Annotated in this window: 20 protein-coding genes and 2 tRNA genes; 18 read left to right on the top strand and 4 right to left on the bottom strand. The window is 70.6% G+C overall.

Annotated features, from left to right (window positions below):
- The first annotated feature begins 70 nt into the window (after positions 1–70).
- The gene (locus tag BFN33_RS06725) at positions 71–2149 is read left to right on the top strand and encodes a hypothetical protein (RefSeq protein ID WP_256122672.1); all 2079 of its coding nucleotides are present in this window, start codon (positions 71–73) and stop codon (positions 2147–2149) included.
- A 163-nt stretch (positions 2150–2312) separates the two neighbouring features.
- Positions 2313–3506: a glycosyltransferase gene (locus BFN33_RS06730; protein WP_069758991.1), complete on the top strand. Its 1194-nt coding sequence runs from the start codon at positions 2313–2315 to the stop codon at positions 3504–3506.
- Here the strand turns inward: BFN33_RS06730 and BFN33_RS06735 are convergent.
- Positions 3490–5541, bottom strand: a complete 2052-nt coding sequence (locus BFN33_RS06735) for a hypothetical protein (RefSeq protein ID WP_088245274.1) — start codon at positions 5539–5541, stop codon at positions 3490–3492. The two genes, BFN33_RS06730 and BFN33_RS06735, sit on opposite strands and share 17 nt — an antisense overlap.
- A gap of 101 nt (positions 5542–5642) precedes the next feature.
- The gene (locus tag BFN33_RS06740; RefSeq protein WP_069758992.1) at positions 5643–7655 is read right to left on the bottom strand and encodes a hypothetical protein; all 2013 of its coding nucleotides are present in this window, start codon (positions 7653–7655) and stop codon (positions 5643–5645) included.
- Positions 7656–7957: 302 nt separating this feature from the next.
- Between BFN33_RS06740 and proB the strand changes: the two genes are divergently transcribed.
- The 5 genes from proB (at position 7958) to BFN33_RS06765 (ending at position 13439) form a co-directional block, all read left to right on the top strand.
- On the top strand, positions 7958–9064 hold the full coding sequence (gene proB, locus BFN33_RS06745; protein WP_069758993.1) for a glutamate 5-kinase: 1107 nt from the start codon (positions 7958–7960) through the stop codon (positions 9062–9064).
- Positions 9065–9750: 686 nt separating this feature from the next.
- Entirely contained in the window at positions 9751–10203 is a 453-nt protein-coding gene (locus tag BFN33_RS06750; protein WP_069758994.1) for a hypothetical protein, read from the top strand.
- 84 nt (positions 10204–10287) lie between these two features.
- A complete protein-coding gene (locus BFN33_RS06755) occupies positions 10288–11574 on the top strand; it encodes a glutamate-5-semialdehyde dehydrogenase (protein WP_069758995.1) in 1287 nt (428 codons plus the stop codon).
- Between the two features lie 122 nt (positions 11575–11696).
- Entirely contained in the window at positions 11697–12290 is a 594-nt protein-coding gene (locus BFN33_RS06760; protein WP_079140698.1) for a hypothetical protein, read from the top strand.
- A 78-nt stretch (positions 12291–12368) separates the two neighbouring features.
- Positions 12369–13439 carry a hypothetical protein gene (locus tag BFN33_RS06765; protein WP_069758997.1) on the top strand — a complete coding sequence of 357 codons (1071 nt, stop codon included), beginning with the start codon at positions 12369–12371 and terminating at the stop codon, positions 13437–13439.
- 131 nt (positions 13440–13570) lie between these two features.
- On the opposite strand, the gene BFN33_RS06770 is transcribed toward BFN33_RS06765, so the two are convergent.
- Positions 13571–14674 (bottom strand): M48 family metallopeptidase, encoded by a 1104-nt coding sequence (locus tag BFN33_RS06770; RefSeq protein ID WP_069759621.1) that lies wholly within the window; start codon positions 14672–14674, stop codon positions 13571–13573.
- A gap of 146 nt (positions 14675–14820) precedes the next feature.
- Here BFN33_RS06770 and BFN33_RS51255 point away from each other — a divergent pair, with 146 nt between their 5' ends.
- The 7 genes from BFN33_RS51255 to BFN33_RS06795 all read left to right on the top strand — a co-directional run bounded on the left by BFN33_RS51255 (position 14821) and on the right by BFN33_RS06795 (position 19263).
- Positions 14821–14979, top strand: coding sequence for a hypothetical protein (locus tag BFN33_RS51255; protein WP_088245276.1), 159 nt, complete (start codon positions 14821–14823; stop codon positions 14977–14979).
- A 118-nt stretch (positions 14980–15097) separates the two neighbouring features.
- Entirely contained in the window at positions 15098–15262 is a 165-nt protein-coding gene (locus BFN33_RS53050) for a hypothetical protein (RefSeq protein ID WP_088245277.1), read from the top strand.
- 78 nt (positions 15263–15340) lie between these two features.
- Positions 15341–15979, top strand: coding sequence for a nicotinate-nucleotide adenylyltransferase (gene nadD / locus BFN33_RS06775; RefSeq protein ID WP_069758998.1), 639 nt, complete (start codon positions 15341–15343; stop codon positions 15977–15979).
- A 16-nt stretch (positions 15980–15995) separates the two neighbouring features.
- On the top strand, positions 15996–17897 hold the full coding sequence (locus tag BFN33_RS06780; RefSeq protein WP_069758999.1) for an LCP family protein: 1902 nt from the start codon (positions 15996–15998) through the stop codon (positions 17895–17897).
- A gap of 113 nt (positions 17898–18010) precedes the next feature.
- A complete protein-coding gene (rsfS, locus tag BFN33_RS06785; RefSeq protein WP_069759000.1) occupies positions 18011–18454 on the top strand; it encodes a ribosome silencing factor in 444 nt (147 codons plus the stop codon).
- On the top strand, positions 18451–19110 hold the full coding sequence (locus tag BFN33_RS06790; RefSeq protein ID WP_069759001.1) for a histidine phosphatase family protein: 660 nt from the start codon (positions 18451–18453) through the stop codon (positions 19108–19110). Before rsfS ends, BFN33_RS06790 begins: the two co-directional genes overlap by 4 nt.
- An 80-nt stretch (positions 19111–19190) precedes the next feature.
- Positions 19191–19263 (top strand) — tRNA-Ala (locus BFN33_RS06795).
- 56 nt (positions 19264–19319) lie between these two features.
- On the opposite strand, the gene BFN33_RS06800 is transcribed toward BFN33_RS06795, so the two are convergent.
- Positions 19320–20168, bottom strand: coding sequence for a helix-turn-helix transcriptional regulator (locus BFN33_RS06800; protein ID WP_079140699.1), 849 nt, complete (start codon positions 20166–20168; stop codon positions 19320–19322).
- Between the two features lie 225 nt (positions 20169–20393).
- Here BFN33_RS06800 and BFN33_RS06805 point away from each other — a divergent pair, with 225 nt between their 5' ends.
- The 4 genes from BFN33_RS06805 (at position 20394) to BFN33_RS06815 (ending at position 22412) form a co-directional block, all read left to right on the top strand.
- Complete coding sequence (locus BFN33_RS06805) at positions 20394–21761, top strand: MFS transporter (RefSeq protein WP_176742326.1); 1368 nt, start codon at positions 20394–20396, stop codon at positions 21759–21761.
- Positions 21762–21830: 69 nt separating this feature from the next.
- Entirely contained in the window at positions 21831–22004 is a 174-nt protein-coding gene (locus tag BFN33_RS51835) for a hypothetical protein (RefSeq protein WP_107104982.1), read from the top strand.
- Between the two features lie 3 nt (positions 22005–22007).
- On the top strand, positions 22008–22241 hold the full coding sequence (locus BFN33_RS06810; RefSeq protein WP_003976229.1) for a hypothetical protein: 234 nt from the start codon (positions 22008–22010) through the stop codon (positions 22239–22241).
- Between the two features lie 98 nt (positions 22242–22339).
- A tRNA-Ala gene (locus BFN33_RS06815) sits at positions 22340–22412 on the top strand.
- Positions 22413–22415: the final 3 nt, after the last annotated feature.

Raw genomic sequence — 22415 nt, forward strand, 5'->3', positions numbered from 1 at the left:
CACAGGGGCCTGAAGCCTTAAGCACCGTGAATTCGTAAACAACCGGCATCCCTCCCAGAGCAGGTTTTCAGTGATAAGCACCGCTATTCGCGTCGCCCGGGTGGGCAGCGCGGCCGAGCTGGCCGCGGCGGTCCTCATGCTGGCGGGGTACCCCGCCATAATGGTGGCCGCGCTCATCCCGAGCGTCCCCGCCTTCGCGGCCGCGACCGCCGTCACGTACCTTGCGGACCACTATCTGCACCGCCAGGGCAGTTATCTGATCAACCGCCTCAGCAAGGTGCGCGCCGGACTGTCGATCCGCTTCCTGATCAGACAGCTCCTGCTGATCCTGCTGCTGGCCCGGCTCGACCTCTCCGACAACCTGATCTTCTACGGCGCCACCGCCTGCTTCATCGCGTTCTACGGCCTCCAGGCCCCGCACGGCGCGCTCGTCACCCTGATCCGCAACCGCCGCCGGCTGCCGGTCGCCACCCGCAACGTCGACCTGGCCTCCCGGGTCCGCATCCCGGACGCCCCGCGGATGGGTCTGCTGAACCGGTCGGCCGAGAAGATGCTGCACCTCGACCTCGCGGCCGTGGTCGGCATACTCGTGGCCGCCGCGATGGACTGGGCGCTGCCGGGCTTCATCGGCATCGGCGTGACGATAGTCCTGGGCACCCTGTACGTCCTGGCGCTGATGCCGTACGTACGCGGCAAGAAGGTCCCGCCGAGCGCCGACAAGATCCTCGCCAAGGTCGACGACTGGCTGCGCGACTACCGGCCGGAGACCGTGCTGTACTTCTCCGGCTCCAAGGACTCCGTCTACCAGGTCAACATGTGGCTGGAGACCATGGAGCAGCTGGACTCCAGGCCGCTGATCCTCCTGCGTGAGCGCGTCATCCTGCAGAACCTCGCGCCCACCACGGTCCCCGTCATCTGCGTGCCCGGAGGGGTGCACCTGATGAACATGGACCTGTCCACGGTGCGCGTCGCGCTGTACGCGGCGAACGTCGGCAAGAACATCCACCTGCTGCGCGTGCCCACCATGAAGCACGTCTTCATCGGCCACGGGGACAGCGACAAGCTGGCGAGCGTCAACCCGTTCAGCAAGGCGTACGACGAGGTGTGGACCGCGGGCCGGGCAGGCCGCGACCGCTACGCCATCGCCGACGTGGGTGTCCGCGACGAGGACATCGTCGAGGTGGGCCGCCCGCAGCTGGCGCCGATCCAGACGAGGCAGGGGACGCCGGAAGGCCCCCTGGGCGCACCCGCTGACGGATACTGCCCGACCGTGCTCTACGCCCCCACCTGGGAAGGCTGGGACGGCGACCCGGGCAACACCTCGCTCATGCTGGCCGGCGAGAACATCGTGAAGAAGCTGCTGAAGGCCGACCCGCCGGTGCGTGTCCTCTACAAGCCGCACCCCTTCACCGGCACGGTCCTCGCCAAGGCGGGCGCCGCGCACCAGAAGGTCACCGCGCTGATCGAGAAGGCCGCCACCGAGCGCGCCGCCGACCCCCGCTTCCAGGCCGACGCCGCCGCCCAGGCCGCCGCCAAGGCCGAGCTCGCCCGTATCGAGGCCCGGCTCGCCGTCCTCGTCGGCAACGGCGGCGGCGACAAGGGCGACGAGGCCGAGGCGAGCCGTGACGGCGTGGTCGACGTGGCCAAGTACGAGGAGATCGCCCGGCTGCGCGGCGAGTGGAACGACGCGTACTGGCGCTCCTTCCCGGTGTGGGAGCACCGGGTGGTCACAGGCGCCGAGCCGCGGCTGTACGACTGCTTCAACGTCGCCGACGCGATGGTGTCCGACATCTCCAGCGTGGTCTCCGACTTCATCGCGAGCGGCAAGCCGTACGCGGTGACGGACTCCGCCGCGGTGGGTGCGGAGGAGTTCAAGCGGCAGAACACCGCCGTGCGGGCCGCCACGATCCTGTCCAACAGCGCCGCCGAGCTGGGCGAGCTGCTCGAGGCGGTCCGGGACCCGGCGGCCGACCCGCTGGCCGAGGACCGGGTGGAGCTCAAGCAGTACCTGCTCGGACCGGACGAGCCCACGTCCATCGAGCAGTTCAACACCGCGGTGGCGAACCTCGCGATCAAGGCCGAAGCACGCAATGTCGGCCAGGAGTCACGGGCGGCGGCATCGGCGGCGGAGGCCACGACCAAGGCCTGACCTCCCCTTCGTAAAGAAAGGGCCCGGATTTCGGAGTGATCCCGAAATCCGGGCCCTTCCTGCGTATGTCCCAGTGCCGGATGCAACCCATGCCCCCGTTCGGCCGTCTAGGGGATTGCCCCTGAGCGGATCTGGGGGGAAACAGACCGTGACTGGGGGAGACGTGACCGTTGCGCAGCCTGATGTGACCGTGGTCATCGGGGCGTACGAAGCGATGCCGTATCTGGTCGACTGTCTGGCCTCCGTCGAGGCACAGACCATCGGCCACGCGCGCATCGAGGTCATCGCGGTCGACGACGGCTCGGCGGACGGCACCGGGGAGTACTTGGAGGAGTTCGCCGAGCGGACCCCCCTCGACGTCACGGTGATCCGGCAGGACAACTCCGGCGGCCCCAGCGGCCCGCGCAACGTCGGTCTGGGCAAGGCGACCGGGCGTTACGTCTTCTTCCTCGACGCCGACGACCGGCTCGGCCCCGAGGCCCTGGGGCGGATGGTCGCGATGGCCGACCGCAACGGCACGGACGTCGTCCTCGGCAGGGTCGAGGGCGTCAACCGCAAGCCGCCGACGTCGATGTGGGGGCAGACCCTGGAGCGCACCGACGTCTTCTCCTCCAACATCAAGTTCACGCTGAGCGCGCAGAAGCTGTTCCGCCGCGCCTTCCTCGAGCAGCACAGCATGCGTTTCGACGAGTCCCTGTGGACCGGCGAGGACGCGCTGTTCACCATGGAGGCCTATCTGCGGGCCGACGGCGTCTCCGTGATCGCCGACCACACCTGCTACTACCTGGTGGGCCGCGAGGACGGCAAGCACGTCACCAGGACCGGCAGCCACACCCTGCGCTTCGACTCCGCGCGCGCCCTGATGAACCTGATCGCCGACATGGTCCCGGCGGGCGCGAGACGCGACGCGCTGATGGTCCGCCCCTTCCTCGTCACCCTGCTCCCGCAGTTCGGCCCGAAGTTCCTGAAGGACGGCGAGGCGATACGCCGGGAGAAGCTGGAGCTGGCGAAGCCGCTCATGGACGCGTACTGGACCGGTGAGGTGGCCCACCGCCTCCGGGTGCACGAACGTCTGCGGCTCCAGCTGGTGGCGATGGGCCGCCCGGATCTCCTGGTGGAGGTCCTGGAGTTCCTGAAGGCGAAGAAGACCCCGAAGACCCTGCTGGAGAAGGGCGGCCGCCGGGTGTATTTCGCCTACCCGTTCTTCCGTGAACCGTCGACGGGCCTCCCCGACGCGCTCTACCTGGCCGAGCCGCGGGAGGCCCGCGAGGTGCCGGGCTACAGGGAAGTAGGCGTCGACCAGTTGCTGCGCCGGGCCGTGCGCAAGGCGCGAAGGGTCCTCACCCCGGCAGGATGAGCGTCCCGGAGACGGACCCGGTCTCCTCGTCCAGCCGCGGCCCGGGAACCCGCCGCTTCCGGGCCACCGCACACAACGCCTGAACGGCCATGTCGAACCGTGCCTGCGCGGAAGGCTCATCCGCCCCCAGTAACCGCCGCTTCAACTCGGCCCGCGCCTCGGCGAGTTCGTCCGGCCTGGGCTGTCGTACGGCATCCAGCAGCCCTCGCACCCCCACCGCGTCCGGCGTGAGCACGGTCGCCGCCCCCGCCGTGGGAAACGCCGCACGGAACGCGGCCTCGCTCAGCCCGCTGGTGTTCGCGACGGCGTACGGTTTCCCGCTCGCCAGGAAGTCGCTGACCACGCTGGACACATCGCTGATCAGCAGGTCGGCCTGGTTGAAGCAGGCGTACAGTGCGGGTCGGGCGTCGGTCACTACCTGGTGCTCCCACTCCGGCAGCGAGGCCCAGTACGCCCGCTCCCAGGCGGCGGTCGCCCGCGCCACCGCCTCCGCGCGGCCCGGCTCCGGCGTGGACTGAAGCAGCATCCGCTCGACCGAGTCCGCGGCGGCCCGGAACGACGCGATGGTGAGCCGGTCCAAGTCGCGTGTCCTGCGCGAGAGTTCACCGTCGTCGGCAGGTCGTTCCCCCGTCCGCTCCCGGTTCGCCGCCCGCACCAGCTCACGGATCCTCAGGTCCGCCGCGCCGGCCCGCGCGTCCACCGACCCGGTCAGCGGATGCGGCTTGTACAGCAGCCGCAACCCGGGGTCGGCCAGCAGCGCCCGCACGATGTTCTCGCCCGCCTCGACCACCGACGTGTTGCCGGGGTTGCCGTCCCAGCCCTCCCAGGTGGGCGCGTACAGCACCGTCGTGTACGTTCCGGCCGGCGGTCCCTCGTACGGCCGTACGGCGTCCAGCTGGGGGCGGCCGATCTCCACCACGTCCTTGTCCTCGACGCCCACCTCGGCCGCCGCGTACCGCTCGCGGGCCGCGGGACCCGCCACCCACACCTCGTCGTAGGCCTTCGCGTACGGGTTGCAGGAGGACAGCTTGTCGCTCTCGCCGTGGTTGACGAAGGTGTGCTTGATGGTGGGGATGCGCAGGACCTGGGAGGTCTTGCCCGAGTTCGACGGGTGGATGAGGACCTGGAGCGTGGACTGCTCCAGGCGCAGCAGCGTGGACACCTTCGGCAGGCAGACGATCGGGACGTCGGTCGCGGCGATCTTCTGCATCATGAACCGCTCGCGCAGGACGATGACCGGTCTCCCGTCGAGCTTCGCGAGCGGGTCCAGCCACATGTTGGCCTGGTAGGCGGAGGAGGCCCCGCCGGAGAAGTACAGGCCGACGGTCGGCCGGTACTCGGCGAGCCATGCGTCGAACCAGTCCAGCACCTCCTGCTCGCCCGCCGGACGCCGGCTCGGCAGCAGTCGTACGAGAAGGTCGTACAGGCCCATGAGGGCGAGCCCGAGGGACATCGCGATGCCGAAGGCCGCGCACCGGGGCTCGCCGGTGGCAGCCGTGACCAGCAGGCCTGCCGTGGCGGGCAGGCCGTGGACCAAGAGGCGGGGGCCGGGGCGGCGCAGCAGGGCGGGCGGGGCCGGAGTCAGGCGGAGCGCGGAGGCGTCGATGTTCCGGGTGACCACCGGGAGGGTGCGGGTGCGGCGGACCAGGACGGAGGCCGTCTGGATCGCGCAGTGCAGCGCGTAGAAGGCGAGCAGGCCGGCCACCAGCACGGTGTACGCCGTCTCCTCGTCCTCCGGGGTCAGCCGCAGCAGGCCGAGGACCAGCAGCAGGTCGCGCAGGACGTACCGCACGGTGATGTCCGCGTGGGATTTGGCGAACAGCGAGACCATGCCGCGCTGCCACCGGTGCAGGACGCCCTCGACGGCCAGGGAGGCGGCCGTCGCCGCGAGCAGCAGCGGGATGTGCGGACGCAGGGCGGCGACGGCCTGGGCGACGACGGCGGCCGCCAGGACGACGGCGACGAGGACTCTCGTCGCCGTCTGCCGGCCCGGCAGCCGCAGCGCGGACCGGAGGCGGGGGAGGGGTTTTCGCACGGGTGTCACTCCAAGGTCGTCGCGAGACGGACGCCTTGGTTAACGGGTGCCGACCTCCGGACGACACGCGAGTGACCTCTCCCCTGCGGGGCGGGAAAGTGCTAGGCGACGGGTTCGTGGTGTGCGACGGGTGCGACCGGCGCGACGAGATCCTCGGCCCGCTCCGCCACCGCCTTGTCGGCCAGGTCGTTCACGGCGATGTTGAACCGCTCCATCGACGTGGGCCGGTCGGGCCCCAGCACGTACTCCTTGAGGGAGCGGCGCTGGGCGGCCATCGGGTCGTGGCCGGGTTCGCGGACCGAGCGCAGGATCTCCGGGAGCCCGGTGCAGGCGCGGTCGAGCAGATACGCGCCGCCCGCGGTGGTGTAGGCGGCCCGGAACTCCTCGTCGGGCAGGTCCTGGGCGTTGGTCAGGACGTACGGCTTGAGGCTGGCCACGAAGTCGGCGACCACCGAGGAGACATCGCTGATGAGCAGGTCCGCCTGGTTGAAGCACTCGTACAGTGTGGGGAGTTGTTCGAGGATCACGTGATGCCGCGCGGTGCTCCGGCTCGCCCAGAAGAGCCGGTGCCACTCCTCCCGCAGCTCCTGCCACTCGGCCGCGCCCTCCCGGTCGGGGATCCGCGCGTCCCTCAACTGCTGGGCGTCGTCGCCCTCGTGACGCCCGGACATCTCGTCGAGCCGGGCCCGGATCTCCTGGAGCCTCGGTCTCGCGGCCTCGGTTTCCTTCTCGTCTTCGGCCTTCAGCAGTTCCCTGATGGCCCGGTCCGCGGCGGCCGCCTCGGGCGAGCGCTTGCCGGTGAGGGGGTGCGGCTTGTAGATGATCCGGACGTTCTCCGCGAGGAGCTTCTCGACCAGGGGCACGCCCATCGGGATCAGGGAGGTGTGGCAGTCGTCATCGCTCCAGCCCTCCCAGGTGGGCGCGTAGAGGACGACGGGCACCGGGCCCGCGATGTGCTCGGCGTGCGACCGGACCGGGGCCAGCTGCGGGCGGCCCACCTCGACGATGGCGCTGTCGCTGATGGCGTGCCGCACCCGCCGGTAGCGGTCCCGGCCCGCCCGTCCGGCCACCCAGATCTCGTCGTACACCTTGCTGACACGGTTGCTGCTGGCGAGCTTGTCGCTGTCGCCATGGCCGATGAAGACGTGCTTGGCCTCGGCGACGCGCAGCATGTGGACGTTCTTGCCGGCGTTGCCCGGGTAGAGGACGACCCGGACGCCGGACAGCTCCAGCTCGGCCAGGTCGTCGGCCTTGGGCACGCAGACCACGGGGATCCGGGTGCGGCCGAGGAAGCGGAAGGAGGCCCGCTCGCGCAAGACGATCACCGGGCGCCGGTCGAGCTGCTCCAGCGTCTCGATCCACATGTTGACCTGGTACATGAAGTCCCGGGACACGGCCGCGAAGCTGAAGTACAGGGCCACCTCGGGCCGGTATGCGGCGAGTTGGCGGTTGACCTCGCCGATCACCGCGTCCCGGCGGGGCATGCGGCGGACCGCGCGGAACTGTCCCAGCAGGGCCAGGAGGGCGGCCGAGGCGGCGCCGACCGTCAGTGCGTAGCCGACGTAGGCGGAATACCACGTTCCCGTCGCCAGCGCGACGATCAGACCCAGGTGGGCCGGAAGATCGAGGTGGAGCAGCTTGCGCAGGAAACGCCGGTAGAGATAGGCGGGCGGGCGTTCCGGTATGTCGATCCCGCTCATGTCGAGATTGCGCACGATCACCGGGAGTATCCGGCGCCTGCGGATCGCGTGATGCAGTGCCGAATACATCATCACGAGCAGGAAATGGGCGCTGAGGACGGCGAGCCCGGTGATCAGCACCGCGCCCGGCGCGTCCGTCCGGTCGGCCAGGGCGAGCAGCATCGCCGTGCGCACGGCGAACCGCATCGTGCGGCTGAGCTGCAGGGTCGCCAGGCGGCGGACGAATCCCGGGGCCTTGACGTGCAGGGCCTCGTCCGCCAGGTACGTCACGGCCCACGCCGCCGTGAAGCCCCACAGTGAGGGCAGCAGTGCCAGAACGGGCAGCGCCGCGAAACCGGCACCGAAAAGGATCACCAGGAGAAGTTCGGTCTTCCCGGGAACGCGCAGGGCGGTGCACAACCGACGGATCGTCATGGGCGGGGCTTTCTCGAGCTACGGCAATGACCTTGTTGTCGGCAGTTCGACGCGAGCCGGAGGTGAATGGTTGTACATCTTGGCGTCGGAAAGAATTCACTTTCGATTAACGGGAGGGTGTTGTTCCGCTTTCCTTGGATCTTCTCGGAATGGGGAACCGAACCGGCCCCGGGACGCGTCCGGAACGGGGTCCGGGGACTGGACGGACGCGCGTCGCCGCGTCCCCTTCGCGTACATTGCGGACGAGGTACCCGAAGTGGCGCGAGGGGACAGGACACAAGGTGGCAGGGGCAAGGCAGGCTGTGGGCGAGGCCCGCAGGATCGTCGTCAAGGTGGGTTCCTCGTCGCTGACCACCGCCGCCGGCGGCCTCGACGCCGACCGGGTCGACGCGCTCGTCGACGTCCTCGCCAAGAGCCGCAGCGGCGGAGAGCGCGAGATCGTCCTCGTCTCCTCGGGAGCCATCGCCGCCGGACTCGCCCCGCTGGGGCTGCGCCGCCGTCCCCGCGACCTCGCCCGCCAGCAGGCCGCCGCCAGCGTCGGCCAGGGTCTGCTCGTCGCCCGCTACACCGCCTCCTTCGCGCGGTACGGCGTCCGCGTCGGCCAGGTGCTGCTGACCAGCGACGACATGAGCCGCCGCGCCCACCACCGCAACGCCTCCCGCACCCTCGACAAGCTCCTCGCGATGGGTGCCTTCCCGATCGTCAACGAGAACGACACCGTCGCCACCGACGAGATCCGCTTCGGCGACAACGACCGGCTCGCGGCCCTGGTGGCCCATCTGGTCCACGCCGATCTACTGGTCCTGCTCTCCGACATCGACGGCGTCTACGACGGCGACCCCAGCAGGCCGGGGACCTCGCGGATAGCTGAGGTGCGGGAGCCCGGTGACCTGGCGGGCGTCGAGATCGGCAGCGCGGGGAAGGCGGGTGTCGGCACCGGCGGCATGGTCACCAAGGTCGAGGCCGCCCGGATCGCGGCCGCCGCCGGCATCCCCGTCGTGCTGACCAGCACGATCCACGCGGCCGAGGCGCTGTCCGGCGGTGACACCGGCACGTACTTCCACCCCGCGGGCAAGCGCTCCGCCGACCGGCTGCTGTGGCTCCAGCATGCGTCCACCCCGCAGGGCTCGCTGACCCTGGACGACGGCGCGGTGAAGGCCGTCGTCGACCGCCGTAAGTCGCTGCTGCCGGCCGGGATCGCCTCCGTCGAGGGCGAGTTCGTCGCGGGCGACCCCGTCGAGCTGCGGGACGGCACGGGCCACGCGGTGGCCCGCGGGCTCGTCAACTTCGACGCCAAGGAGATCCCGCAGCTGATCGGCCGCTCGACCCGGGAGCTGGCACGGGATCTGGGGCCGGCCTACGAGCGGGAGGTCGTCCACCGGGACGATCTGGTGATCCTGCACCCCTGAGGGTCGGCCGTCGGCGTCCTGCGGCGTCTTCCGGTGCCCCGCGTGCCCGAAAACGGGGTGAACGCCCTGCCAAGGGCGTCGCCCTGAGGTGGACGTTCCGCAAAATCGCCCCATGAGCCGTTGATGCCTGCTCAACTTTGTCCCAGGGACACATTCCGCTCGGCCCGAGGGGTCGATCGTGCATTAAGGAGGCCGTCGTGAGACGAGTGCGCCCTGGGGCGGCGGCGTCCCGCGATGGTGCGTCCCGCGATGGTGCGGCGGCTTCCCGCGGCGGGTCCGGTCCGCCCGGCGGGCCCGTCGTGCGGGCGCCCGGTGGTTCGTTGGCGCGGGCGGCGGGTGAGGCTGGTGGCTCGGTGGCGCGGGCCGCGGGCGAGGCCGGAGGTTCTGGCGCGCGGGCGGTGGGTGAGGTCGGTGGTTCGTCGGTGCGGGCGGTGAATGGGGTCGGTGGTTCGTCGGCGCGGGCGGCGGGTGAGGCTGGTGGCTCGGCGGTGCGAGCCGCGGGCGAGGCCGGAGGTTCTGGCGCGCGCGCGGTGGGTGAGGCCGGTGGTTCGTTGGCGCGGGCGGTGAATGAGGCCGGTGGTTCTGCGGTGCGGGCCGCGGGCGAGGCCGGTGGTTCTGGCGCGCGCGCGGTGGGTGAGGCCGGTGGTTCGTTGGCGCGGGCGGTGAATGAGGCCGGTGGTTCTGCGGTGCGGGCCGCGGGCGAGGCCGGTGGTTCTGGCGCGCGGGCGCCCGGTGAGGAGCGGGCCCTGACGAGTGTCGCGGCCGGGGACCGGTTCGAGGTCGAGGAGCCCCGGGATCTGCCGCGCCTGTGGCATGTCACCCTCAGCGTCTCCGGCGAGGAGGCCCCGCTCAAGGAGGTCCGGCGCGCCCTCGAACAGCTCGCCCACGACCACCCCTTCCTGCTGACCAGCCGCTACGCCAACGACCACGCGGAGATCCGGTACTGGGAGGAGGCCCGCGACCTGCACGACGCGGCCGCCGTCGCCCTGCGCCTGTGGGGGGAGCACCGCCAGACCGCGGGACTGCCGCCGTGGGAGATCGTCGGCCTGGAGGTCATCGACCGCCAGACCTACCACCAGCGCATCGCCGAGGGGTACGGTCCGCCGCCGGCCTCACCGGTCGGAGCACACCCGTTCTGATCGTGGCGCCGGTGCCCCTTTGATCCCGTCTCGCGCTGTGGAACAACGGGTGGACGGCCCCGTCCGGCGCACTACCCTTCCGGTATGACCTCGCTCTCGCCGTACGACTCCATGACCCCGGTCACCCAGGCCGCCTACCGGGCCAAGGCCGCCGCCGCCGACCTCGCCCCGCTGCCCAGGGCCGAGAAGGACGACGCGCTGCTCGCCATCGCGGACGCCCTGGAGGTCCGTACGAGCGAGATCGTCGAGGCCAACGCCAAGGACATCGCCAAGGCCCGCGAGGCCGGGACCAGCGAGTCGATCATCGACCGGTTGACGCTCACCCCGGAGCGGGTGCGCGCGATCGCCTCCGACGTCCGGGACGTCGTCGCCCTGCCCGACCCGGTGGGCGAGGTCGTGCGCGGCTCGACCCTCCCCAACGGCATCGACCTGCGCCAGGTCCGCGTCCCGCTCGGCGTGGTCGGGATCATCTACGAGGCCCGCCCGAACGTCACGGTCGACGCCGCCGCCCTCTGCCTGAAGTCCGGCAACGCCGTCCTGCTGCGCGGCTCGGCCTCCGCCTATGAGTCGAACGCCGCCCTCGTACGGGTCCTGCGCGACGCCGTGGGCGGCGCCGGCCTGCCCGCCGACGCCATCCAGCTCGTCCCGGGCGAGAGCCGCGAGAGCGTGCGCGAGCTGATGCGCGCCCGCGGCCTGGTCGACGTGCTCATCCCGCGCGGCGGTGCCTCGCTGATCCAGACCGTCGTCACGGAGTCGATCGTCCCCGTCATCGAGACCGGCACCGGAAACTGCCACGTCTACGTCGACGCCCACGCCGACCTCGACATGGCCATCGACATCCTGATCAACTCCAAGGCCCAGCGGGTCAGCGTCTGCAACGCCGCCGAGACCCTCCTGGTCCACCAGGACGTCGCCCCCGAGTTCCTGCCGCGCGCCCTGGACGCCCTCGCCGAGGCCGGGGTGACCGTCCACGCCGACCAGCGGGTGCTGGCGTACGCGAAGGACACCAAGGCGACCGTCGTCGAGGCCACGCTCGACGACTGGGACACCGAGTACCTCTCCTACGACATCGCTGCCGCCGTCGTCGACTCGCTCGACAAGGCCGTCGAGCACATCCGGCTGTGGACCTCCGGCCACACCGAGGCCATCGTCACCACCTCCCAGCAGGCCGCCCGCCGCTTCACCCAGCTGGTGGACTCCACGACGGTCGCGGTCAACGCCTCCACCCGCTTCACCGACGGCGGCCAGTTCGGCTTCGGCGCGGAGATCGGCATCTCCACCCAGAAGCTGCACGCGCGCGGCCCGATGGGCCTGCCCGAGCTGACGAGCACGAAGTACATCGTGACCGGGGACGGTCACATCCGGCGCTGACGGCCTTCGCGCACAGGGGCGCGCACCTGCGCATATGCGTCCGTCACGCGCCTTCACCCCGCTTCCGTGGCGCATGAGCGGCGTCTCACCAGGCGGATGAATTTCCATACCGTCTGCCCAAATTGACCCCCCAGGTCTACTCTGGATCCGTGCCGGAGGACGTGGGGGGCACGCCGTTCCCTGACGGCTGGGAGCCCGACGACGACCACGACCGCGGGGTGTCGGACGAAGAGTTCGCCTCCGTGGTCTTCGACGAGGCCTTCGTACGGGCGGCCGTGGTGCACGAGCCGACCGCCGTCGAGCGCCTCCTGGCCGCAGCCCAGGCGAGAGCGGAGGCCTCCGAGACCGAGGCCCGCCGCGCGCGCCCCGGACGCGAGCGGTACGAGGGCGGCTACGGACCCGGCGGTTTCGGCCATGATCCCGAGCTCGACGACCTGGACGACACCGAGATCCTCGAAGGCCGCTACGGCGCCCCGGGGACGTACGGCAAACAGGTCCGCTGGCACCGCCCCGTCGCCTGGATGCTCGCCCTCGTCATGGGCATCGGCATGGTCGCGCTGGCCTTCACGGCGGTCTACCGGGGCGCTTCCTCGGGCAGCCGCGACCGGGTTCCGCCGCCGGCCTCGACCGGTCTGGAACAGGCGGGCACGGTGACGCCCTCGGCATCCGCCGACTACTCCCAGCCAGCCGTCTCCGCGGTCCCGCGAACGCCCTGACACTCCTGGTGAGAACCTGTCAGAACTTGTCGCACAGCAGGGCGTTTACCTGAGCTCCCCGAGACCTACCCTGAAGATATGGGAGGGTCAGGAGACCCACCTGAGGGGACACCCGAGGGCGGCCCCGTGGGTGGTGAGGACGAGTACCGATCCGTCGTCTTCGACGAGTCGTTCGTTCGCGCTGCCCGCCTTCAGGAGTACTCCGCGCAGGAGCGCATGGCCGACCACGCGCCCGCCGTACGCCGCCGCCCACCGCTGCGCCGGGGACTGTCCCGGCAGGCGCTGATCCTTTTCCTGCTGATCGCTCTCGCCTTCGGGACCGCCATCTACATGGGGGTACGGCACCCCTACCAGACCTCCGCGGTCCGCCGGCCCGCCGAGCCCCTGCGGATGACCGTCATACCGCTGGCCCCGGCGGGCAAGGTCCCGGGGCACGCCGACGCCGAGTACCTGTACGGGCACAGCCCGGCCGCGCAGTACCGCGTCGGCGCCGAGGGCATCCCGCTGCCGGCCTCCCGCCGCACCGCGCACTTCTCCGACAGCCAGGTCGTGTCCGCGCTGACCACCGCCAAGGACTACATCGTGCGGTCCTCGCTCGACCCGGACGTCCTCGTCGGCGACCAGGTCCGTGCTGTGCGGGTGCTCCTCGACACGGACCAACTCGACCAGTTCGACGAGAGTTTCGCCCACCCCGCCGCGGACGGGCGGCACGCGCCGACCGGGTGGCTGGTTCGCTTCGACCCCGCGCAGACGCGGCTGGCCGACCACCGGATCCGGGTGCAGGGGAGCCTGCAGGCCGCCGAGACCGACTCGTCGACGCTGGAGGTCACGTCGGACCACACCTTCGTGTACGCGCTGCGTTCAGCGGCCGCGGACGCCGGCGCCGCGGTGTCGCTGTTCACCGTCCGGCGTGAGCTGCACTTCCGGTTCGACCGGGACGATCTGCGGATGCACACGGCTCAGCTGGTCGTGTCCTACGTCCAGGCCGGGCCGCTGTCATGTGCGGAGGACTCCACGAACCGGTTGCATCCCCTGCTGGCCGGGGAGACGGCGAAGGCGGGCGGCCCGGCGGGGACGGACCCGTATGCGACGGGGAGTGCCCCGGCGTTGTGCGGGTCGTTGGCGACCGGTGCGCAGCCCAAGGTGTGACCGGGGCGCGGGGTCGGTTCCTCCACTACAGTGCGGGCCGGTGGGGCCGGTGGGGCCGGAGGGGCTGCGGGGGTCCGGTCCCGCCCGCGCGGCGGCGCCGCACAGCGAGAAGCCCCCGCACCCCTGCAGTCTCAGTCCTCCGCGGGGTTGGCGCGGGACGTGTCCGTCGGCGGCTCGTCGTCCCGTGGGGCCGAGTTCGAGAAGCCGCCGAAGCCCCTGCGCACCCTGCCGCCCAGATCGCCCGCACCGCCCGCGATGTCGCTGACCAGCTTCATCAGGGGGTCCTTTGAGCCCTTGACGTTGGTCGCGTAGCTCGCCGCCGACTCACGGAAGGAGTCCGTGACCGAGGTGTCCTTGTCCTCGGTGCGGCGCGGGTAGTGGCCGTCCATGATCCGCTGGTAGTCGCGGGACTCGGCCCACTTCTTCAGCTCGGCCGCCCGCACGGTGGTGAAGGGGTGGGAGCGCGGCAGGACGTTCAGGATCTTCAGCACGGAGTCGCGCAGGTCGCCGCCGGCCTCGTACTCCTCGGCCTGCTTCAGGAACGCGTCCACGTTCATCTCGTGCAGATGGTGACCGCCGGCCAGCTTCATCAGGCCGCGCATCGAGGCCTTCAGATCCTGGCCGACCAGCAGGCCCGCCCGGTCCGCCGACAGCTCCGACTTGCGGAACCACTCGCGCAGCGCGGTCACGATCGCCATGATCGCGAGATTGCCCAGCGGGATCCACGCCACCCTCAGGGCTAGGCTGGTCAGGAACAGCAGTATGGTCCGGTAGACCGAGTGGCCGGACAGGGCGTGGCCCACCTCGTGGCCGACGACCGCCCGCATCTCCTCCTCGTCGAGCAGGTCGACCAGACCCGTGGTGACGACGATGATCGGCTCGTCCAGGCCGATGCACATCGCGTTCGGCTGCGGGTCCTGGTTGACGTACATCGGCGGGACCTTCTCGAGGTCCAGGATGTAACACGCGTCCCGCAGCATGTCGTTGAGGTACGCGAACTGCTGGTCGGAGACGCGCACCGAGTCGGACAGGAACAGCAGCCTCAGACTCCGCTCGGGGAGCAGACCGCTGAGCGCCTTGAACACCGTGTCGAAACCGCTCAGCTTGCGCAGCGCCACCAGGGCGGAACGGTCGGCGGGGTGCTCGTACGCACGGGAGGAGATTCCCGGGAAACGCTTGCGCTGCCTGCTCGGCACGTTCTCGTGCCCGTTGCTCTGATGGCCGTCGTCGGACATGTCTTCCCCCATGTGCGTCTGTGGCTGTGCCCTTTGACCACTGTGATCCTTTGCGGACCCTTGTGCGGCCCTTTGCGCCCCCCGAAGCAGAGCCCAGCCTAAGCGGAGATAGCGTGGACGGGCAGTACAGCGAAGGAGTCCACGTCATGGAGCACACCCGGGCCGCCTGGCTCACCGAGGCCGCGAGCGCCGCCGAGCAGCAGGGGTCCGGAAATCTGCTCCGGGTGGTACTGGTCGTGATGTTCCTGGGCTGTGCCTTCACCGCGTGGTTCCTGCTGCGGGGGTACAAGCGGAAGGACGACTGAGAAAGGGCGAAGGTTCCCCGCCGTCCCCCAACGGTGGAGTCGGAGTGATCGCCCTCACCGCGCCCGCTTACCATGGGCCGACATCTTTATCCCGCCCACCGGATAGGTCCTGCCGAAGATGAGCATCCACAGCACCGCTGCCCAGTTGGTCACCCTCGCCGCAGAGGGCGAGGAGCACGGCGGCAACCACGAGAGCCTCGACCCCTTGGTGACCGGTGGCGCCGCGTTCATCATCCTGCTGCTCCTGCTGTGGATCACCACCCGTTTCAACCGCGACCGCTGAGGCGCCGAGTGCCCAAAGCGGGGCACTTGGGGCCTCCACCGGCCGGTGTCCTCAGATGGGGCCGGTAGGGTCTGCCGCATGGGAGAGCAGGACATGCCTACCGGCCCGGGCAACAGCCCGTCGAACCCCGGCAAGCGCCGCCTCGGCGTCATGGGCGGAACGTTCGACCCGATCCACCACGGGCACCTCGTGGCGGCCAGCGAGGCCGTCGCGCAGTTCCACCTGGACGAGGTGGTGTTCGTACCGACCGGCCAGCCGTGGCAGAAGACCCACCGCCGGGTCTCCCCGGCCGAGGACCGCTATCTGATGACGGTCATCGCGACCGCCGAGAACCCGCAGTTCTCGGTCAGCCGCATCGACATCGACCGGGGTGGCGCGACCTACACCACGGACACGCTGCGCGACCTCAAGTCCCTGAACCCCGACACCGACCTCTTCTTCATCACGGGCGCCGACGCCCTCGGCCAGATTCTCACCTGGCGGGACGCGGAGGAACTCTTCTCCCTCGCGCACTTCATCGGAGTCACCCGGCCCGGACACACCCTGGCCGACCCCGGGCTGCCCGAGGGAGGCGTCTCCCTCGTCGAGGTCCCCGCCCTGGCCATCTCCTCCACCGACTGCCGGGCGAGAGTCGCCAAGGGCGACCCCGTCTGGTACCTGGTGCCGGACGGAGTCGTGCGTTACATCGACAAGCGCGCGCTGTACCGCGGCGAGTGAGCCGAGAGGGGCACCGGTGAACGACCGATACGACGCGGGCTACGGCGACGATCAGGAGAACCAGTACGCACTCGTCGGCTACGACGAGTACGGCCGGCCGGTGTACCAGCAGGTCCCGCCGCAACAGGCCCCGCAGCAGCAGTACGACCCCTACACGCAGCAGGGCTACGGCTACGACCCGTACGCCACGGACAACCGACAGGCCGCGCCGTACGACACGGGCACCCAGAACCCCGTCCCCCCGTACGACCCCTACGGCGCCGGCGACACCGGTCAGCAGGCGCCCGTGCCGCCCTACGACCCCTACGCCAACGGGGCCCAGCAGGGCGGCGGTTCGGCGGCGTACGACCCTTACGGCCAGGCCGCCGCGAGCGGGCAGCAGCCCCGAGTGGCCGAGCAGACCGCCTACATCCCGCAGCAGGCCGGCCCGGCCCGGGACGCGCAGACCGACCGGGGCCACGCGCAGGGGACGCAGGCCGGCCGGAGCCACGCGCAGGGCATTCAGGCCGCCCAGGGGCACGCTGCGGGTCCTCAGGCCGGCCAGGGCTACCGTCCCGCGGTCGAGGAGGACCTCGCCGGCACGGGGCGTCCCGGCGCCGTCCGTCCCGGTGCGGACCCCGCCGAGGGGGACGAACGGCAGTACCACACCGCACAGTTCGCGTTCGTCGAGGAGCCCGACACTGACTCCGAGGACGTCATCGACTGGCTCAACTTCACCGAGAACCGCACCGAGCGCCGTGAGGAGGCCAAGCGCCGCGCCCGCAGCCGGCTCGTCGCCCTCGTCGTCGTCCTCGCCCTGGTCGCGGTGGGCGGCGTCGGCTACCTCTGGTACGCCGGAAAGCTGCCCGGTGCGTCGGACCCGGAGAGCAAGAAGGGCACCTCGATCGCGGCGAGCGCCCAGAACCGCGACGTGATCGTCGTCCATCTGCACAACACCGCGAAGGGCGGCACCTCCACGGCGCTGCTCGTCGACAACACCACCACCCAACAGGGCACCACCGTCCTGATCCCCAACTCCCTCGCCCTGACGGCGGACGACGGCACCACGACGACCCTCGCCAAGTCGGTCGACGACGACGGCTCCTCCGGGACCGTCGACTCCCTCGACACCGCCCTCGGCACCGACATCGAGGGCACCTGGCGTCTGGACACCCCCTATCTGCAGAACCTGGTCGACCTCGTCGGCAACATCGACGTCGACACCAACACCGCCGTGCCCGACCCGGCCGCCAAGAAAAAGGGCCAGGCGCCCCTGGTGAACAAGGGGAAGGGCCAGACCCTCAGCGGCAAGATGGCCGTCGCCTACGCCACCTACCGCGCCTCCGGCGAGGCCCAGAACGCCCAGCTGGAGCGCTTCGGCCAGGTCATGCAGGGCGTGCTGCGCAAGCTGTCCTCAGACCCGACGGCCGCGACCACCACCGTGCAGACACTGGCCCAGATCCTGGACCCGTCCCTGACCGACAAGGATCTCGGCACCTTCCTCGCCAAGCTCGCCGACCTCGCCAAGGGCGGCGACTACAAGACCGCGCTGCTGCCCGTCCAGCAGGACGGCACGCTGAGCGCGGCGGCCGGCGCGAGCGTGGTCAAGGACGTCCTCGGCGGCAAGGCGAAGAGCCCCGACAAGGACGCGGCCGTGAGCGTCTCCGTCCAGAACGCCACCGGCACCAAGGACAACACCGAGAAGGCCCGCGTCGTCCTCCTCAACGGCGGCTTCACCTTCGTCGACGGCGGCACGCCCTCCTCGGTGCAGGCCACCTCCAAGGTCGTCTACTCCGACACCGCCGACAAGGCGAACGCCACCGAGGTCGCCAAGACCCTGGGCCTGCCCGCCGGCGCAGTCGCCAAGGGCACCCTGCCGTCGAGCGCGAACGTCTCCGTGGTCCTGGGCCAGGACTACAAGCCGTCCTCCTCGTCCTAGACCCGGGCTCGGCTCCGGAGCGGCACCCCGCGTGATCTCCACGATCACGTGGGGTGCCGTCGGCGGTCCGTGAGACCCTTGATGTCAATCGACCGCCGACCGAAAGCCTTGTAGTGACCGCCACTGACCGTTCCCTCGAGCTCATCAACGCCGCCGCGCAGGCGGCCGCCGACAAGCTCGCCCATGATGTGATCGCCTACGACGTCAGCGACGTCCTGTCGATCACCGACGCCTTCCTGCTGGCGTCCGCACCCAACGACCGCCAGGTCAAGTCCATCGTCGACGAGATCGAGGAGCGGCTCTCGAAGGAGCTCGGCGCCAAGCCGGTGCGCCGCGAGGGCGACCGCGAGGCCCGCTGGATCCTGCTCGACTACGTGGACATCGTGGTCCATGTCCAGCACAGCGAGGAGCGGGTCTTCTACGCTCTGGAGCGGCTGTGGAAGGACTGCCCCGAGCTGGAGCTGCCGGCCGACGCCAAGGCGACCCGCGGCAAGGCGGAGGAGCACACCAAGCTCCGCGCCGAGGAGGACGCCGACGAGTTCGGGGAGCCGCGGTGACCGCTCCCGCCGACCGGAAGGGCCGGGGCCGTCGCGTCATCCTGTGGCGGCACGGCCAGACCGCCTGGAACGTGGAGCGCCGCTTCCAGGGCACCACCGACGTCGAGCTCACCGAGACCGGTGTCGGCCAGGCCCGCCGCGCCGCCCGGCTGCTCGCCTCCCTCCAGCCCGACGCCATCGTCGCCTCCGACCTCCAGCGGGCCGCGAACACCGCGGCCGAGCTCGCCGCGCTCACCGGCCTGGAGGTGGCCCACGACGAGGGCCTGCGCGAGACCTACGCGGGCGTGTGGCAGGGGCTGACGCACGAGGAGATCATCGCCCGGCACGGCGAGGAGTACGCCGCGTGGAAGCGCGGTGAGCCGGTGCGCCGCGGCGGTGGCGAACTGGAGACCGAGGTCGCCGACCGCGCCGCTCCCGTCGTGCTGCGGCACGTCGAGAAGCTCCCCGAGGACGGCACCCTTGTCGTGGTCAGCCACGGCGGCACGATCCGCACCACCATCGGCCGGCTGCTCGGTCTGGACGCCCGGCACTGGGAGAGCCTCGGCGGCCTCTCCAACTGCTGCTGGTCCGTTCTCGGCCAGGGCGCCCGTGGCTGGCGCCTCATGGAGCACAACGCCGGCACCCTCCCGGAGCCGGTGCTCGGCGACGACGACTGAGGGCTCAGGACCGGATTTCACTTCCGGCAGGTCGCAGGCTAAAGTTCTTCTTGTTCGCCCGCCGAGCGGGAAGAACACAAGGGGCTATAGCTCAGTTGGTAGAGCGCCTGCATGGCATGCAGGAGGTCAGGAGTTCAATTCTCCTTAGCTCCACAGATCGACACTCTGTTGAGTTGTCAAAGATCGGTGATCATCAGGTCCCGCCTCTCTCAGGAGGCGGGACTTTTTGTGTGCTCCCGCAGTCGCGCCGTTTTCTCCCGGGTCTCCTCGTCCTCAGGTGTGTAGACCACGATCCGGCACTCCGGCATCCCGTCGATCGACAGCGACTGGGACGTCATCCGCAGTTCGCCCACCGCCTTGTGACGGAACGTCTTGACCCGTGGCCCCGGTTGTACCACCTCTCCGCTCGCCCAGAGTTCGGCGAAGTACGGGCTGGCCGCCGCCAGCGCGGCTATGAAGCTCTCCCAGGCCGGCTCGCCCACATGTCTGCCGTACGAGGACCGCAGCGTCGCCACCATGACGGGCAGCTCGCGCTCCCGGTGCAGCAGCGGACACGCCCGGTCGGACACCGTGAACAGCGTCCACAGCGCGTTCGCCACCCCGATGTCGACGATCTCCGGGATCAGGAACAGGTCCCGGTAGCCGGAATTGGTGGCCAGGATGTCGTAGCGCGAGTTGTAAACGACCGCCGGGAGCGGGTCGAGGGCGTCGATGATGCCCTGCACCTCCGGGCCCGTCGATCGGGTCAGGCCCTCCGGGTCCGGGGCGAACGGCACCCGCGCCAGGCGGTACAGGTGCTCCCGCTCCGGAGGGTCGAGCCGCAGCGTGCGGGCCACGGCGTCCAGGACCTGCGCGGACGCGTTGATCGGCCGGCCCTGCTCCAGCCACGTGTACCAGGTCACACCGACGCCGGAGAGCTGGGCGACCTCCTCGCGGCGCAGTCCCGGGGTGCGCCGCCTGAGGCCCGGCGGCATGCCCACGTCGGCCGGAGTCACCCGGGCCCGCCTGCTGCGCAGGAACGAAGCCAGCTCGGGCCGTCGTCGCTGTGTCGTCCTCATCGTCACGTCCCCCTCGTCACGACCATCCTCGGTGCCGCCCCCGGCGCTTGCCAGGTGCTGGCAGTACCAGCATCGGCGGGCTCTCGGCACCCGTACCGGGATGTCCTCAGGCTCGACGGCATGACGACAACGCCCCGGACGGGACGGAATCCCGCACCCGTTTTCCCACCTGCCAAAAGTGAAGCACCCGCCACTGACAACCGGCCCCGGCCGCTGCTCGCGCTCGTGCTCGCCGCCCAGTTCATGGCGCTGCTCGACGTGTTCATCGTGAACGTCGCGGCCCCGACGATCGGCACGGAACTGCACGCCTCGGGCGCCCAACTCCAGCTGGTCGTCGCCGGATACGCCATCACGTACTCGGTGCTGCTGATCACCGGTGCCCGGCTCGGCGAACGGTTCGGGCACGGCCGGGTCCACCTCGCCGGGCTCGTCCTGTTCACGGCGGCCTCGCTCGCCTGCGGGCTGGCGCAGGGAGCCACCGAACTGATCGTCTTCCGGCTGGTGCAGGGCGCCGGTTCGGCGGTGATGATCCCGCAGGTGCTCAGCCTGATCCAGCGCAACTTCACCGGCGAGGCCCGGATGAAGGCGCTCGGCGTGTACTCGGCGGTCCTCGCGGTCGGCGCCGCCGCCGGGCAGGTCGTCGGTGGAGTCCTGGTCAGCGCCGACCTGTTCGGCACGGGCTGGCGGCCGGTGTTCCTCGTGAACGTGCCGGTGGGCCTCGTCCTGCTCGCCGTGGGCACGCGGGTCCTGCTGCCCGGGGACCGTCCGACGCCCCGGGACCGGGCGCGCGGTCTCGACCTGCCCGGCCTGGTGCTGCTCGGTGCAGCCGTGTCGCTGTGCACGGTGCCGCTGGTCCTCGGGCAGGAGGAGGACTGGCCACTGTGGTCCTGGCTGTCCCTGGCCGCCGCCGCGATCCTGTTCACCGCTTTCTGCGGCTACGAGACCCGGCTGGCGCGGCACGGCGGCGCCCCGCTGATCACACCCAGCGTGCTGCGCCATCCCGGCATGGGCCTCGCCGTCCTCCGGATCATGGCGGTCATGGCCGTCAACGGCGGCTTCCTCTTCGTTCTCACCCTCTACGTGCAGGGCGGCCTCGGCTACAGCGCGCTGCGGGCCGGGCTCTCCTTCGCGCCGACCGCGGTGATCTTCGGCATCGTCGGGATGACCTGGCGCGCCTGGCCGGCCTCCTGGCAGCGGCTCTTGACGCCCGCCGGGTTCGTGATCACCGCGCTGGCCTCGCTGGGCGTGGGCCTGGCGCTCAAGGACGGCGGCGACGGCGGCGTCGCGCTGTACGCGGCGTACGCCGGCGTGGGCGTGGGGCTCGCGCTCGCCTTCAGCCCCACACTCACCGGGGCCCTGGCAACGGTGCCGCCCCGGCACGCGGCGGACGCCAGCGGCCTGCTCGCCACGGTCACCCAGCTCGGCCAGCTGATCGGCGTCGCGGGCTTCGGCACACTGTTCTTGAACCGACTTGAGTCACTCGGCCCCTCTGAGGCGTATACCTCTGCGGAGGCGCTTTGGACGTGCATGTTCGCGCTGGCCGGGACCGCCGCGGTGGGCGCCGTGTCCGGACTGGTACGCAGGCGTCGCTGACCGTATTGGTCCGGCCGTGGCAGAATCAAACGGCCGGAAGGGGGCGCGACCCGACGGGAGGGAGCAGTGATGCCTGCGAGCATCATCGTGGAGGTCGGCCACCTCCGCGAAGCGGCGTCGACAAGGGACACGACGGTCCGCCTCATCTGCCCTTCCTGCGGTTCTGTCCATGTCGCCCAGGTACTCGGCGACAACGGCGGAATCTCCTACGTGTGCACGGCCTGCGGCCACAGCTGGAGCTGAACGATGGGTGCACACAGGCGAAAGTGCGACTGGTGCGGCAGTGGGACGCCGATCGTGCGGGACATGGAGCCGGTCAATCCCGACTACCAGTACTGGTGTGAGGAGTGCGCGCGGGCGCTGATCATAAAAGGCGACCCCATCGAGACGTACCGCGAACTCGAGGGTGAACCGATCTACGGCCGTCTCCTCGAAGAACACTGCACGCTGAAGCGGTTCTACTCGTTCGTGACCGCTTGACGTCGTCCCTCCCGCCCCCAGCGAAACGATTTGGTGTTCCACCCGGTGGACCGTGTAATGTTGGCGTCGCCGCCAGGGAAACCGGCGGATCGCAGCACGGGGCTATAGCTCAGTTGGTAGAGCACCTGCATGGCATGCAGGGGGTCAGGAGTTCAAATCTCCTTAGCTCCACAG

The sequence above is a fragment of the Streptomyces sp. LUP47B genome (genome assembly GCF_001746295.1).
GTDB lineage: Bacteria > Actinomycetota > Actinomycetes > Streptomycetales > Streptomycetaceae > Streptomyces.